The organism is Sediminivirga luteola, from assembly GCF_014639315.1.
In the GTDB taxonomy this organism is placed as follows: domain Bacteria; phylum Actinomycetota; class Actinomycetes; order Actinomycetales; family Brevibacteriaceae; genus Sediminivirga; species Sediminivirga luteola.
The window spans coordinates 1-14,352 of the sequence record NZ_BMFY01000027.1; the positions used below are offsets into that span (position 1 = coordinate 1).

At 65.6% G+C, this 14,352-nt stretch carries 6 protein-coding genes, 1 tRNA gene and 2 pseudogenes; 4 read left to right on the top strand and 5 right to left on the bottom strand.

Annotated features, from left to right (window positions below; translation table 11 throughout):
• Positions 1–1,206 precede the first annotated feature (1,206 nt).
• Both IEW13_RS16930 and IEW13_RS16935 read right to left on the bottom strand, forming a co-directional pair.
• A pseudogene (locus IEW13_RS16930) lies at positions 1,207–6,369 on the bottom strand (prealbumin-like fold domain-containing protein); the annotation flags it as partial.
• Between the two features lie 185 nt (positions 6,370–6,554).
• On the bottom strand, positions 6,555–7,313 hold the full coding sequence (locus tag IEW13_RS16935; protein WP_188552091.1) for an SDR family NAD(P)-dependent oxidoreductase: 759 nt from the start codon (positions 7,311–7,313) through the stop codon (positions 6,555–6,557).
• Positions 7,314–7,485: 172 nt separating this feature from the next.
• On the opposite strand from IEW13_RS16935, the gene IEW13_RS16940 reads away from it, so the two are divergent.
• Positions 7,486–8,403, top strand: coding sequence for an AraC family transcriptional regulator (locus IEW13_RS16940; RefSeq protein WP_188552092.1), 918 nt, complete (start codon positions 7,486–7,488; stop codon positions 8,401–8,403).
• A gap of 42 nt (positions 8,404–8,445) precedes the next feature.
• Here the strand turns inward: IEW13_RS16940 and IEW13_RS17850 are convergent.
• Positions 8,446–8,544: pseudogene (locus tag IEW13_RS17850) on the bottom strand (excalibur calcium-binding domain-containing protein); the annotation flags it as partial.
• Positions 8,545–8,584: 40 nt separating this feature from the next.
• Here IEW13_RS17850 and IEW13_RS17615 point away from each other — a divergent pair.
• The gene (locus IEW13_RS17615; RefSeq protein WP_229745275.1) at positions 8,585–8,872 is read left to right on the top strand and encodes a hypothetical protein; all 288 of its coding nucleotides are present in this window, start codon (positions 8,585–8,587) and stop codon (positions 8,870–8,872) included.
• Between the two features lie 390 nt (positions 8,873–9,262).
• Positions 9,263–9,336, top strand: a tRNA-Pro gene (locus tag IEW13_RS16950).
• Between the two features lie 115 nt (positions 9,337–9,451).
• Here IEW13_RS16950 and IEW13_RS16955 read toward each other — a convergent pair.
• Positions 9,452–10,522: an integrase core domain-containing protein gene (locus IEW13_RS16955; RefSeq protein WP_308420842.1), complete on the bottom strand. Its 1,071-nt coding sequence runs from the start codon at positions 10,520–10,522 to the stop codon at positions 9,452–9,454.
• A 285-nt stretch (positions 10,523–10,807) separates the two neighbouring features.
• Positions 10,808–10,942, bottom strand: coding sequence for a hypothetical protein (locus IEW13_RS17855; RefSeq protein ID WP_373283605.1), 135 nt, complete (start codon positions 10,940–10,942; stop codon positions 10,808–10,810).
• Between the two features lie 672 nt (positions 10,943–11,614).
• On the opposite strand from IEW13_RS17855, the gene IEW13_RS16965 reads away from it, so the two are divergent.
• Positions 11,615–13,816, top strand: a complete 2,202-nt coding sequence (locus IEW13_RS16965) for a hypothetical protein (protein WP_188552094.1) — start codon at positions 11,615–11,617, stop codon at positions 13,814–13,816.
• The last annotated feature ends 536 nt before the right edge of the window (positions 13,817–14,352 follow it).

Below are 14,352 nucleotides of genomic sequence, written 5' to 3' on the forward strand. Positions count from 1 at the left end.
CCCCCAACTGTCACCTAAATGTGCGGCAGTCCCGAACGGCTCCTCTTCTGGATCGCTCGAGTAGGACTCTCAGCATGTCGTCTTGCGGGGTCATCTCAGCTCCTTGGTGCTGTGGTTCGGTTTCGACTTGCCTGTTTACACCGAAGGATTCCACTTGGGCGGCCGAGCGTCTAGTACGCAGGAAGTTACCGTTGTTAACGAACCGGAACACCCAATGATATGACACGCCCGATATCTCATATGCGGTTATGGCCGACAAGGCCATAGGTTCCCACTCAACGGTTCTGAGCGCCGAACGGCAGCGTGAGCAGACGTGGTGCTAGAGCTTTCGATGCAGTATGACGCGACGGCGCCACAGCAGCTCGGCCAAACGGAGTGACAGACGGGCAGCTTTCCGTGCGCCGGACCTGGTTGCGCGGCCGTTCAGCTGCGGCGGCGGGCGGCGGCGATCAGGAGCATCACGGCGCCGGCCAGCAGCATCGCCAGTGCCGCGGCGAGCACCGGTCCGGCGTCCGCACCGGTCCTGGGCAGGTCCTCGTCCGGCGGGCAGTCCGGGCACGGCGGGCCCGCCGTGGGCTCAGGGGGCTCCGGAGCAGGCGGTCCGGGCGTGGTCGGGACCCCTGGGCTCTCCGTCTCACCCGGCGGCGTCGTGGGCTCGCCAGGCTCCGTCGGCGTCGGCGCGGTCTCCGTCGGGCCAGGCGTCGGCTCAGTCGTGGGGTCCGTGGTGGGTTCGGTGGGACCGGGCGTGGGTTCTGTTGTCGGATCTGTCGTCGGTTCTGTGGTCGGTTCTGTCGTGTCGGTCGGTCCGGGCGTCGGCTCAGTCGTCGGTTCTGTGGTGGGCTCGGTCGTGTCGGTGGGACTGGGCGTGGGGTCGGTCGTGGGTTCGGTCGTGGGATCCGTGGTCGGGTCGGTAGTGGGTTCGGTGGTCGGGGCAGTCGTGGGTTCCGTTGTCGGTTCGGTGGTCGGTTCTGTGGTGGGTTCGGTTGTCGGGTCGGTAGTGGGATCCGTAGTCGGGTCAGTCGTGGGGTCCGTCGTGGGTTCCGTCGTCGGGTCGGTGGTGGGGTCCGTCGTGGGATCCGTTGTCGGGTCGGTGGTGGGGTCCGTCGTGGGATCCGTTGTCGGGTCCGTCGTGGGGTCGGTAGTCGGGTCGGTGGTCGGTTCGGTGGGTGGGGTCGTCTCGACTGCACGGTTGGTGACCGTGCAGGTGACATCGTCCCCGAGCGCGAGCGTCATGACGGCACCGTCGACATCGGCGCCCTCGCAGACCCACTCATCGGCGGTGTACCCCTCCGTCGGAGCACCAGGTACGGGGGCCTCGGAGAGGGTGTAGGAGCCGCCGGCCACGGCCACGTTCGTGACCGCTCCGTCACCGCTCACCCCGGCGAGGGTGCGGGGCCCTTCGGCGCGGAGCTCCCAGTCGGTGGGCTGCGCACTCCCGCCGACGACCTCCTTCACGAGGGTCAGGGTTGCCGGGGTGTAGGTGTTGGTGATCGCGCAGATCACCTCGGTGCCGATCCCGACTTCGACGGTGCCGGACTCCACCGCGCCACCGGCGCAGCTCCATTCACCGGCCGAGTAGAGATCCATCGGCGCACCGTCGCGGAGCGGCTGCTCGGTCAGCGCGTATTCCCCGGCGAGGACCGATACTTCGGTGACGGCAGGGTCGCCGCTGGGCGCCTCGCCGACGAGGGTCCCCTCCGGTCCCTCAGCTGAGAGCAGCCAGTCGACCGGCGCGGCTGTGCCGCCGTCGACGTTCTTGACCAGGGTGAGCGTCCCGCCCTGCCAGGTGTTCTCGATCGTGCAGATGACGTCCGTGTCGTCCGGGCCGAGCGTGAGGGTGGCGGTGCCGTCCGGACCGGGTACGACCGGCTCGACGCTGTCGCAGACCCAGTCCGAGGCGGTGTACCCGGCCGGATCCGCCTCACTGTCGCTCGGCCGTTCCGAGAGCGTGTAGGTGCCGGTCCCCACGGCGACGCCGGTGACGGCATCGTCCCCGGTACGCCCGGAGCCGCTGCTGCCGGAGCCGGTGAACTCCACGATCCAGTCGTCCGTGGAGCCCAGCGGCCCGCCGTCGACGCTCTTGGCGAGGGTCAGATGCGGTGGCTGGAACAGGTTCGTCAGGGTGCAGGTGACATCGGCGCCGGTCTGCAGCTCCAGCGTCCCGAGGCCCGGGTCCTGGGCGTCGAGCGTGAAGTCGCCGCTGCCCTCACAGGACCACATACCCGGATCGTAGGCCGGGTCCACCGCCGTGTTCGCCTCCTCTGAGAGGGAGTACGTGCCCGAGGCCAGCGATCCGCTGCCGGAGCCGGCCACGTCGAGGCGATCCTGCTCGCCCTCGGCGGTCAGCGTCCAGTCCTCCGGCTGGCCCGGCAGATCCGGGGTCAGCTGACCGTCGGCGACTTCCTTGATCAGGGTGAGCTGCGCGCCGGTCCAGGTGTTCGTGATCTCACACGTCACCTGGAGGTCGTCATCGGCGTCCAGTTCCAGCTGCGCCGTGCGCGGCGTCTCCCCGGGCGTGAGGGTGCCGCCGTCGCAGGACCAGCCCTCGGTCAGGTACCCGGCGGCCGGTGCGCCTGCTTCGGTGGGCTCCTCGGCCAGCAGGAACGTGCCGCTGCCGACCGCCTGCCCGGTCACCGCGGGGCTGCCCGCCGGTCCGCTGACGGTGACGTCCTCACCGGTGGCACTGAGCGTCCAGTCGTCCAGCTCATCGAGCGGGCCGCCCTCCACATGCTTCACCAGGGTCAGACGCGGCGGGCGGAAGAGGTTCGTGAGGGTGCAGATGACGTCGGCACCGGCCCCGGAGACGATGGTCAAGGTGCCCTCGCCGCGTTCACCGGCGTCGAACTCGGCGCCCTCGCCGGTGCAGACCCAGTCGCCCGGGCGGTAGTCGTCATCGGCGGTGCCGGTCAGGGTCTCGGAGAGCTGGTACTCGCCGGGCAGGACATGCTGGCCGGCGATGTCCTCGCTGCCGCCGGGGCCGCTGACGGGGGTGGGTCCGTCGGCGTTCAGGGTCCAGTCACCCGGTTCGCCGGCGGGATCCGGGCTCTGCCCGCCGTCCTCGACCTCTTTGACCAGGGTGAGGGTGCCGCCGGTCCAGGTGTTGACGATGGAGCAGACGACATCGAGGTCGTCGGTGCTCAGGGTCAGCGTCGCGGTGCCGCCGGGGCCCTGCGTGACGGTGCCCCCGGTGCACTCCCAGTCGCCGGTCTCGTAGCCCTCTGCCAGCGCGGTCTCGGCGGGCGCTTCGCTCAAGGCGTAGGTGCCCGAGCCCACCGCGACCCCGGTGATGGCGTCCTCGCCGGTGACGCCGGAGCCTGAGGCGCCCCCGGGCGTGCCGGTCTGCTCGAAGCCGAGCGTCCAGTCGGCGCTGTCGCCGAGCGGGCCGCCGCCGTCGATGGTTTTCTCCAGCGTCAGGTGCGGCGGCTGGTACAGGTTCGTCAGGGTGCAGGTGACGTCAGCATCGGCGCCCGGCTCGATCGTGAGCGTACCGGTGCCGGGCTCGCCGCCGTCCCAGGAGTAGCCCGTGCCGGTGCACACCCAGTCGCCGGGCTGGTAGTCCGGGGCGACATCGGCGCCGTCGGTGACCGCCTCGGAGAGTTCGTAGGCGCCGGAGGGGACGGGCTGGGCGACGATCTCTTCGCTGCCGCCGGGACCCTGCACCGTGACGGGGCCGTCCGCGGTGAGAGTCCAGTCCTCGGGGGTGCCGCCGCCGGGCGGTTCGACCTGACCGTCGGCGACCTCTTTGACCAGGGTGAGGGTGCCGCCGGTCCAGGTGTTCGTCACCTCGCAGGTGGCGTCCTGGCCCGGTGCCAGGGTGAGGGAGGAGCCCTCCAGGGCGCCGGCGTCGCACACCCACTGCCCTGGCTCGTATCCCGCGGCTGCGGTGGCCTCGCCGGCCGGGATCTCGCTGAGCTCGTACTGTCCGGCGTCCACCTCCACGGCGGTGACCGCGTCCTCGCCGCTGCGGCCAGCCAGCGGTGTGGGACCGTCGGCGGACAGCTCCCAGTCCGTGGCGGCGGCCGGTCCGCCGTCGACGTTCTTCACCAGCGTCAGGGTGGGCCGGATGACGGTGTTGACGGCGGTGCAGACCATCTGGTCCCCGGCGTCCATCACGGCGACCTCGGCGTCATCGTCCCAGGACTGCCCGCCGGTGCACTCCCAGTCGGCCGCGTAGCCGCCGGGGCCTTCCTCGCGGAACACGTACTCACCCGGTGGCAGCACCACCTCGGTGACGGAGGAGTCGCCGCTGGGCCCGGCGATGGCGGCATTGCCCGGGCCGCGGGCCATGAGGGTGAAGTCGTCCGTCTCGGCGGTGCCGCCGCCGGTGTTGTCCAGGTCCTTGATGAGGGTGAGGGTCGGCGCGATGGCGCTGTTGGTGACCGTGCACTCCACATGCGTCGAAGGCGGGATCGTGACGAGGTCGTCAAGCGGGTCCTCGTCCTGGTCGCCTTCGCCCAGGCACTGGAAGCCCTCCAACCGGTAACCGTCCGGACCGGAGACCTCCACCAGCCGGTAGTCGCCGGGCGCGATGGCCTCCTCGACGATGCCATCGGCGCCGTTGCCGATGACGACCGGATCCCCGCCCTCAACGGGTTCGATGGCCAGTTCCCAGTCCGCGGGGGAGTGCGTGCCGAACGAGCTGTTGACGACCTGCTTGTGGAAGGACACGGTCGAACCGGTCCAGGTGTTCTCGATGCGGCAGGTCACCTGCGCGCCCTCGGGGATGTCCACCTCGGTGTCCGTGACCGGCAGCGTGGCGCCGGTGGCATCGGTGCAGGACCAGTCGCCGGCCTCGTACATGGCGTGCTGTTCGGGGGTGCCCGGGGACAGCCCCTCCTCGTCCAGGGTGTAGGTGCCGGGTGGAACGACCCGGTAGGTGATCGGCGAGAGCCCGGTCCGCCCGGCGATGACGAACCCGGATTCGTGCTCTGCGCTCAAACCCCATGCGGTGGCGCTGAGCGGCCCGCCACCGGTGTTGTCGACCTCTTTGACCAGAGTCAGCTGGGTGACGGCTGAATCGCGGTTGTTGGTGATGACGCAGGTGACGTCCTCGCCCGCGCCGAGTGCGACCTCATAACCGGCGGGAGCGCCGTCGCAGACGAAACCGTCGGTGAGATAGCCGTCGGGCCCGTCCTCGGCCAGGGCGTAATCGCCGGCTGGCAGGGGTACGGCCGTGACCTCCGCCGTACCGGTCGCGCCTTCGATCTGGGCGCCGTCCGCGGTGCCGGAGCCGGAAGCCGAGAGCGTCCAGTTGGTGGCCGGCTGCGTGCTGTTCTCCACGTCCTTGACCAGGGTGAGCCAGCCGCCGGTGAACTCGTTCACCACGGTGCAGGTGACATCGGCGCCGGAGGAGAGGCTCACGCTCGATCCGGTCTGGGTGACGCTGCCGGAGTCGGCCTCGCACTGCCATTCCTGTGCCTCGTAGCCCGGCGGCCCCTCCTCCGAGAGGTCGTAGGTGGTGCCGGGCTGCACCTCGGCGTGGGTGACGTCCAGGGAGCCGCTGGGGCCGCTGATGGTCCCGGCGGGGGAGGCGGCCGTGAGGGTGAAGTCCTCGGGATCGTGGAGAGGGCCGTCGGGACCTGTCACGTCTTTGACGAGGGTCAGCTGCGTGGAGTCGGCAGTGTTGACGATGGTGCAGGTGACGGCGCGATCAAGCTCGATGGTGATCTGGTTGTTGGCGTTGACCGGGACCTCGCCGGTGTTTCCCTGGTGGTCCCGGTACTGGCACTGCCATTCGCCGGCTTCGTACGCCTCGGGTCCGGCGGTCTCCGCCAGCCGGTAGGTGCCGGTGCGGACCGTCACATTGGTGACCTGGGCGGAGTTGGCCGGGCCGCCCACCCAGGTGGGACCGTCGAGCGCCTGCAGCGTCCACAGCGACGGCTGCGCCGATCCGCCCTGGACCTCTTTGACCAGGCTGAGGGTGGACTGCACGGCGACGTTGGTGACGGTGCAGGTGAGGTTCTGGTTCTCCGCGAGGGTGATGACCGGCTCGGGGTCGGTGTAGATGGTGCCGCCGCAGTTCCAGTCGCGGAAGCGGTAACCCGGCGGGGTGCGGTCATTGGGCAGCTCGGAGATCTGGTACTGGCCGGCCGGGATGCGGCGGCTCTGGAAGCCGTTGAGCCCGTCGTAGCGGAAGGTCTCCCCGGTGGCGGTGTCGACGGCCTGCACGTCCCATTTGGACCGGTCGCCCTCGCTGGCCCCGGTGGCGAGGTTCTCGATCGCCTTGTACAGGGACAGCGTGCCGGCTGCCGCGGCGGGCTGGGCGATTCCGACGACGAGACCGGCGGCCACCAGCACGCCGATCACGGCGATGGCCAGCCAGCGCGAGGGATCGGCGGCGGGAGCGGGATGAGGCTGTCGAAGGGTCACCGGCAGGCTCCTGGAGGTCGAACTGGGGTACAGGAGCCTGCCTCACCGGGTTGTAAGACGACACCCGCCCTTGCTTCGTTTCCTTGACACTACCTGTGAGCACGGACACTCACTAGGGCGGTTGTCTAACGTTCCGGACACCATTCGTGCCGGTGCCCTGGAGCCCGCTCGTGGCGGGATGAGGTTCAGAGGTCGTGCCCGCCGGAGGCCTCGACGTCCTGGCCGGTGATCCAGCGGGCCTCCTCGGAGACCAGGAAGGCGATGACGGCACCGACATCGGCGGGTTCGCCGATCCGGCCGAGCGCGATCCGGTCGGCGAGGGGCGCGATGAGCTCGGGATACTTCTCGAAGGCGTCGTCGGCGAGGCGAGTGCGGGTGGGGCCGGGGGAGACCGAGTTGACCCGGATGCCGCGGCTGCTGAGCTCCCCGGCCAGGTAGCGGGTCAGGACGACCAATCCGCCCTTCATCGCGGCGTAGACGGAGTAGCCGGGCGTGGTGCCCGCCGCGTGCGTGCTGGTGCTGGTGGTGTTCACGATCGCGCCGCCATCCGCCAGCATCGGCGCCAGAGCCTGGGTGAGGAAGAGCGGTCCTTTCAGCAGGACGCGGTGCAGGCGCTCGTAGTTCTCCTCGGTGTGCTCACCGAGCATGGCGGTGCCGCTCACACCCGCGTTGTTGACGAGCGCGTCCAGGGTGCCGGTCTGCCAGGTTCGCTGCAGAGTGTCCCGGACCCGGCCGGCGAAGTCGTCGAACGATGCGGTGTCGCCGACGTCCAGGGGCAGTGCCGCAGCGGTCCCACCGCGTGCGGCGATGCGGTTCACGACTTCCTCGGCGCCCTCGGGATGGCGGCGGTAGGTGACGATGACGCCGTGGCCGCAGCGGACGATCTGCTCGGCCGCTGCCTGGCCGATGCCGGCGCTGCCGCCGACGATGAGTGCCACGCTCATGAGTGCTCCTTCGGTGGGGTGATGCCGGATCGCGCGGGCTGGTCCGGCGATGTCTTCAGTCAAGTACGGCTGGGCGTGCGGCCCTAGAACGTTCGCGCCGCGATATTGCCCATTCCTGCTTTCTGGTGGAGTTTCGGTCGATCCGGCTCGCCTGGGCTGGTTGACTTTGCGTATGGACCTGGATGCGGTGCGGACGCTGATCGCCAGGCACGCGCACGGAGGTGAGCGGTGGATCTCCGAGACCGCGGTGATCTCCTCGATCGAGCGGGGCGGCGTGGCGGAATTCTCCACCACCGGGACGATGCTGGTGCTCCTGGTGCAGGGGGCCAAGCAGATGACCGTCGGCGAGGAACTGCACACCTATCGGGCCGGGCAGACGCTGCTCACCTCCGTGGATCTGCCGACGGTGGGGCATTTCGTGGGCGCCAGCAGGCAGACCCCGGCGCTGGGTTTCGCGCTGATGCTCAGGCCGGCGCTGATCGCGGACCTGCTGCTGACTCCTGCGGCCGGCGCGGCGGCTGGCGGACCGGCCGGCGGGTCGGCCGTTACGGCTGGGCGGGCAGGGTCGCGCGGGGACGGAACCGTGCGCGGGCTGATGATCGACGATGCCGCTGCGGACCTGGTGGAGGCGGTGGGGCGGATGGTCCGGTTGCTGGAGCGCCCGGCCGATCTGGGCGTGCTGGCGCCGCTGGTGGAGCGTGAGATCGTCTGGCTTCTGCTGCGCGGTCCACGGGGTGAGGCTGTGCGACAGCTGGGCCTGGCCGACAGCACGCTCAGCCGAGTCCGGGAGGTCGTCGGCTGGCTGGGGGAGCGCTACGCGGAGACCGTGCGCGTGGCCGAGCTCGCCCGCATGGCGCGGATGAGCCCATCGGCATTCCACCGGAGTTTCCATGCGGTGACGGGGATGAGCCCCATTCAGTTCCAGAAGCAACTGCGCCTGCAGGAGGCACGACTGAGGTTGACGTCCGGGAGCGGGCACATCGCCGCAGTGGCCCACGCCGTCGGCTACGAAAGCCCCTCGCAGTTCAGCCGGGACTACCGCAGGCGGTTTGGTGTCTCCCCGCGGGAGGATGCTGCGGGGGTCGGGTAGGGCGTTGCGGCGGTCAGAGCCTGCGCGTTTCAGCCGTGATTCTCACTCGCAGCCGATGCCGTCCTTGTCACTGTCCAAGTGCGGACCGTAGCCGGGTTCCCCGCGGTAAACCGGCGCGCCACCGCGTGCCCGTGCTTCGTCGCAGTTCTTGTAGGCACCGTCGGGACGGGAGCCAGGGCCGTTGCCGGAGCTGCTGGAAGGCTCTCGTTGCTCAGTGCCGCCGGAGGACTCTTTGCTCTGTGCTCTGGGTTTCTCGGCCGAATCGTTCTGGGACTTCTTCGGCTCTGATTTCGGTGTTGGTTTCGGCTTGGGTTTGGCGTTGCCGGAAGAACTGTTCGCCGTGGGTGGGGGAGTCGTCGATGGCGACGGAGAGGACGTGGGGGAGGGAGTCTCGGTGGTCTCTTCCGGCGTTGGGGTCGGGGAAGGAGTGCTGGGAGACGCGGGGGAGGACAGCGTCGATGTGGGCTGAGCTGAGGATTCCGCTGAGGTCTCAACCTGAGAGGAAGCGCAGCCGCTTAGCGCGATCGCCGATGCGGCGAGGATGGCAAGAAGAGACTTGTGCATGTGGTCACAGTAGCCACGCCGCTGTCGTGCCTCAGACTTGTGGTCCGTTCTGAGGCCTTTCCGTTGCCATGCTGTGACACCGACTTCCTCCGGCGAGGTAACCGGAACCATGGAGACGGCGTGACCTGGCGTCGGTCGGAGCGGTGTTCTGTCTGCAAGTCCTTGTAGGGGAGGTGCGGCTGTCGGTCGGATTCCGTGCTTTCCCCCGGCCGTGCAGGGGCGCTGACGAGGTTTGGTGGGCGGTGGCCTCTTCATATAGAGTTGCTCTGGTTGTCGAGCCGTTCGCGGTTCGTCGCGGGCTGTGGCGCAGCTTGGTAGCGCACTTGACTGGGGGTCAAGGGGTCGCAGGTTCAAATCCTGTCAGCCCGACGGTGTGATGTCTCACGTCATCGTTCACTCGATGGCGTGGGGCATTACTCATTTTTAACCCGGGTATGTCTCGTCACTTTCCTTTTTCTGCCGCGGGGGTGTGTCGGGACATCGTTCATTGTTTTTTGGGCTGGTAGTCCTTATCCGGGTCGATGATGTGCTCGGCGAGGATGACTCGGGTGGCCAGGTCGATGACCATGGTTTCGCGGTCATGGACCAGTGCGAGTACGCGTTGTCCGCGGTGTGCGCGTCCGATGTTGAGATGGCGCAGTTTCCCGGCGTAGCGCAGGGTGATCCGTCCTTGGGTGCAGACTTTGTCGTAGCGGATTCGCCAGCTACGGTTATTGATTTTCAGTCGCGGGCCAGCTTTCGGGCGGGCCGCATAAGCGGTGGCCGGTGTTCTTCGGTTCAGGGCCCGGTGGGGTCGCTGGTGGTTGTACAGGGCTTGGAAGGTATCGAGTTGCTGCTGGAGTCCCTCAGTGTTCTCGGGTGTTGCGGCTGCGTTCAGCCAGCGTTTCAAGGTCTGGTGGAATCGCTCGATCTTCCCCTGGGTGGTGGGGTGCCCAGGGGCGCCGTTCTTCTGGGTGATGCTCAGATCGGCCAGCAGTTGCTCGAATCCGTTGGGCTGTGTGTTCCAGCCTGCTTTCAGCCCGGCCAGCCGGGTGGTGTAGACCATCCCGTTATCGGTCAGGGTTGCTGCTGGCAGCCCGTATTCATCTGTGGCGGCGATGAAGCTCTCGACCACGGTTGCTCCGGTGACCCGGGGGTGGGCGCTGATGTGCAGCAGGTATCGGGAGTGGTCATCGAGCCAGGGAATGACTTCCAAGTCGGTGTTATCGGCCAGGCGGCAGTGGGTGAAGTCCGACTGCCACATCTGGTTGGGTGATTCTGCTTCGAATCGGTGCCAGGAGGAGCGGGGCCGTTTCTGCGGCTGGGGATCGACCTGCTGGTGACGTTTGAGGATCCGCCAGATCGTAGACACCGAGACACGCTGATCGGCTGGCAGCCGGGCATAGATTGATTCGGCCCCAGCATCCAGTCCTGCCTGGTCCAGCTGGGCCCGCAGTCTAAGGATCTCGGTGACCAAGGTTTCAGGTGTGGCCTTCGGGTTGGTATGAGGCCTGCGCGAACGCGGCTCTACTGCATCAAGGCCGCCTTCTTTGTACCGGCCCAGCAGTGTCCGGATCCCCCAAACCGTTGAGCAGCATCGGGAATCGGCAGCTTGGCTTCAGTGATGGCTAGGACGATCGCGCGGTTCTTCGACTCACTCATACCAGGAACGATGTCCTGACACAGCCCCGGAAGGATCTACTGACACATCAAACGGAACTATGTCCTGCCACACCCCGGGAACGATCTCCTGAAACCAGACACTGTCAGCCCGACGGTTGTAGTGTCTCACGTCATCGTTCCCTCGATGGCGTGGGGCATTACTCATTTTTGGCCCGGGTATGTCCCTTCGTTCCGAGGTTTAGACCACCGCGGGGGCGGCCGTCACGTGTTGAGTGTACGAGGCCTCGACCTCTGCCGGAGTCCGATACCCCAGACTTGCGTGAAGGCGGCAGGTGTTCCACCACAGCACCCAGTCCATTGTGGCCATCTCCACTGTCGTGGCTGAGTCTCAGATGCTGCGGGAGTGAATGATCTCGGCCTTATAGAGCCCATTGACCGCTTCCGCGAGGGCGTTGTCGTAGGAATCACCGACCGATCCCCTGAAGCCTGCACTCCATAGTCGGCCAGGGTCTCTGTGTAGGCCAGACTGACGTATTGGACTCTACGGTCGGAATGATGCACCAGTTGACCTTCGGCGATGCTGGTAGAAGTGCTCAGCAACGCGTGCTCCAGCGCCTGCAGCGGCAGCTACTGGCTGTTCAGCGTGGCCGCGACCGACCAGCCGACGATCTTGCGGGTACAGGCATCGGTAATGAACGCGACGTAACAGAAGCCGAGGGAACACAACTACACCTCGACTCCAGTAATAATGCCGGCGCGGCAGTACTCTTATGCCGATGAACGGACGATGGAGCGACTACTTTCGAGACGTGCGTGACAGCACGACTCTGTCGATGAGCGGACCGCGACTTCACGACCTCGAATGTCGGGCATGACATCCCATCGGTGTTGAGGGTGTACGACGGTTGAGCGAGACGCGCTGTGCGAGATCTGCCGTTGTGCCTTCGCGGCGTCCCACTATGACATCATGGCCGTGCGCGGAGGGTTACCTCAGGCGCGGGTCCTCAGGCATACTGTTGTCCTCTACCAGACGAAGGGGTGAGAAGTGGCCGTTGACCCCGACCTCGTCGACATCGCCCTGCAGCGTATGTCCGGATCGCAGTTCGAGAAGTTCTCCAACATGTTTTTCCCGCCGCTCTTGGGCGTGGATTACTCTCCGCTGGGTGGGATACATGACGGAGGCGCTGACGCCTTCGGTGGGGACCAAGTGCACGAAAGAAGCGGCAAAGCCGGAATATTTTATCAAGCCAGTGTTCAACAGGACACGAAGGCGAAGATCCGGTCCACTGTCGATCGCCTGCGGGAATTTGGGCGTCACCCGCAACAACTGACGTATCTGACTTCACGGACGGTTCCCACCATTGACGTCATCGAGGACGAGCTGGGGGAGGAAAAGGACGTCGTTGTTCGAATCAGGGATGCCGCTTATATTCGCGCCCATATTAACGACAGCCCAGCCACGCAGGCTGCTTTCAAAAAGTTCCTAAGACCCGAAACGGAATTTCTTTCGGGGGTTGGATCGGCCCAGGTAATTGGATCCTCGAAACATGTTTCCAGTCCCGCCGTTTTCGTATTCCTACGGCAGGCTGTTGACAAACTCGACGGCGATGTCTCTCTCGTCAACTCTGTGACAGACAGCCTCTGTATCTGGGCCCTTGAGGGCACAGATCCAGACAAGGGGATTTTCATGAACTCAGTCCAAGTGATTGACAAGATCCGAGAGACGGTGCCGTCCGCTGTCGCGCTGGTGGAGCGACGAGTACACAAACGACTCGTGGCTATGTCGAAGAAGAGCTACCCCGGTGGGCGTCGCGTGAATTGGCACCGCAAAAGCGACGTGTTCGTTCTTCCGTATGATACGCGGGCTGCCATCACAAAAGACAATCAATCAGACGAAGCACTGAGAGCTAGAGTTCTGCGTTCGCTGCAGCAACGTGCGGTGGAGACATTTGACGGCCTGGACCCGGCTGCTGCGGCCCTGGTAGGTGAGGTTTCGCTGAGGTCATTGCAGCTAGCCTTTGAGCAAGAAGGGTTGGAGTTTTCGCATTTTCTGTCACGCGCCGACGAGGTGGAATACCCCCAAATAGGTGACGCGGTGCGTGGTGCAATAGTCGACCGGGGACTTCGTGGACCTGGGAGCGTAGACTTGGCGGCTCAGTGCCTTGCAGTGACGCGGGCATCCCTTTATCACAGCACGGAAGACGAAAGGCTATATCTGGGCCGACTCGCTCGGACTTATGCGCTACTGTTCACCCTGAACAACGAGCCTCGGCTGGTAGAGTACTTCGATCGAATGGCTGCGGACTTCTATCTGTACATCGGTAGCGACATGCTCATCAGGGCTCTTAGCGAGCGGTACTTACCTGAGTCGTCCCAGCTCGTTCGCAACGTTTTGCGAATGGCAGCTGAGAGCGGTTCCAAGCTGATTTTGACGGAGCCGGTCCTAGAAGAGGTGATGTGGAATCTGCGCTCGTCGGATCTCGAGTTTCGAAATCATATCGAAGGGGTGGAACATCGACTCACCGGTGACATGATGCGCGAGGTCCCCAAGATCCTCCTGCGGGCCTACTTGTACAACCGACTGGAAGCGTCTGGTCCACAGACTTGGCCAGGCTATGTTGAACAGTTTTGCAGTCATGCAGACCTCTTTAAGCCTGCGGCGGCGGCCCAGTTGCGAAGGTACCTTCAAGCAACGTTCTCAATGGAGTACCGAAGCAGAGACGATCTGACGGAACTCGTAGATCCCGACGAAGTCTCAACCCTCTCGAACGATCTCATGGCAACCAAACAGAAACTGGTGCTGGCCGAAAATGATGCTCTCTTGGCCTGTGCTGTATACGGCCGACGGCGTCGCCGCCGCGAGAACGGAGAGGCAACAGAGTTCGGATTTCGAACATGGTGGCTGACGAACGAAACGAGAATTCTGAGACACACGCGTAGTCTCGAGGCGCGTCACCAGGGGGCGCGGTACATGATGCGACCGGACTTCATGTTGAACTTTTTCGCGTTCGCACCCCAGGTTGCTGACGTCCGAAGATCCTTCGCCAGCGTTTTCCCCTCCACCTTAGGTGTTCAGATGTCTCGCCGCATGGACGAGACGACATTTCACCAGATTATGGATCGGGTCAAGGAGGCAGAAGACATGGAAGAGGGCCGTAGACAGGCCATCATGGCCGAGTGCGCGGACCGACTCAAATCCGATTTCGAAAGACGATACGTCGTCGAGTTGCGCAACGATCAACGTTGACTATGCGCCTCCCGAGGCATGCAGGCACTGCTGCCCGGCCGCTCCCGTCAGAAGCGGGGACGCTCACTGCCCTGTAACGTAGACTCCGATAGGTTCCCCGCCCGCCCATTACATGGCGTGCTCTCATGCGATCCCTGGGTAGGGCTTCACAGGGAAGCAGACACTTGCGAGTCGATGCTTGCGGAAGCCCGCGCAAGCTCCCGGTAAGCCGCGCCATTGAATCGGTCAACGGTGGTCTTCTTGTCCGAGCCTGAGGCGTGCGTGGTTGCACTAGGTCTGCAACTGGGGTGTACTTTCGGTTTCTCGCTGGGACTCTTGAGATGGCAAGTACACCCGGTGGCATTGACGTTCAGGTGCCCGCTAGGCGGGGTACGAAGTCTCATACCGCGCACTGTGACGCGGGCCGTCGGCTATCCGGAGCCGATGAGGGGAACCCGGCATCAATCCACCCATAAGGGACTGCCGCACCGATAGGTGACATCTGATCTGGCTTGCCCACTGGGCGGCCTGGAAGGATGTGTACCATGCCCGCTCCC